This is a genomic window from Caballeronia telluris, from assembly GCF_001544495.1.
GTDB lineage: Bacteria > Pseudomonadota > Gammaproteobacteria > Burkholderiales > Burkholderiaceae > Caballeronia > Caballeronia telluris.
Map to the genome: position 1 here is coordinate 1 of NZ_FCNZ02000138.1, position 906 is coordinate 906.

At 63.8% G+C, this 906-nt stretch carries 1 protein-coding gene; it reads left to right on the forward strand.

Features of this window, described 5'->3' with window-relative positions; genetic code table 11:
* Positions 1 to 906 (forward strand): oxalate/formate MFS antiporter (gene oxlT, locus AWB66_RS32595; protein ID WP_125469895.1); only part of this gene is annotated, 906 nt, incomplete at both ends.

The window sequence follows — 906 nt, forward strand, 5'->3', positions numbered from 1 at the left end:
ATCGGCATCATCTGCATGGGCCTGGTCGCGAATCTGCAATACGCGTGGACGCTCTTCGTCGTGCCGATGGATGCCAAGCACCATTGGGGGCAAGCCGCGATCCAGACCGCCTTCACCATTTTCATCGTGACTGAAACGTGGCTCGTGCCGATCGAAGGCTGGCTCGTCGACAAGTTCGGGCCGCGTCCCGTCGTGATCGGCGGATCGATCTGCGCGGCGCTCGGCTGGGTCATCGACGCTCACGCGACCACCCTCGTGCATCTCTACATCGGCGCCGTGGTTGCGGGCATCGGCGCGGGATGCGTGTACGGCACGTGCGTCGGCAATGCGCTCAAGTGGTTTCCGGACAAGCGCGGCCTCGCGGCCGGCCTGACGGCGGCCGGCTTCGGCGCGGGCGCAGCGGTCACGGTGATTCCGATCGCGAACATGATCCAAAGCTCGGGCTACGAGCACACGTTCATGTTCTTCGGCATTTTCCAGGGCGTCTGCATTCTCGCGCTCGCGCTCTTTCTCGTGCGACCGGTGCCGCCCGCGAACGTGGTGATTCCAAAGCGGCTCGTCGCGTCGAAGATCGACTACACGACCGGTCAGATGGTGCGCTCGCCGCTCTTCTGGGTGATCTACCTGATGTTCGTGTTCGTCGCGGCGGGCGGCATCATCGCGACGGCGCAGCTCGGTCCGATCGCGAAGGAGTTCGGCTTCGCGAAGTTGCCGGTCACGTTGCTCGGCGTCACCCTGCCGCTGCTCACGATGACGCTCTCCATCGACAACCTGTGCAACGGCTTCACGCGGCCTCTGTGCGGTTTTCTCTCCGACCGTTTCGGCCGCGAGAACACGATGTTCGTGATCTTTCTCGGTGAAGGCGCGGCGTTGCTCGGCCTGATGTACTTCGGCCACAACCCGTAT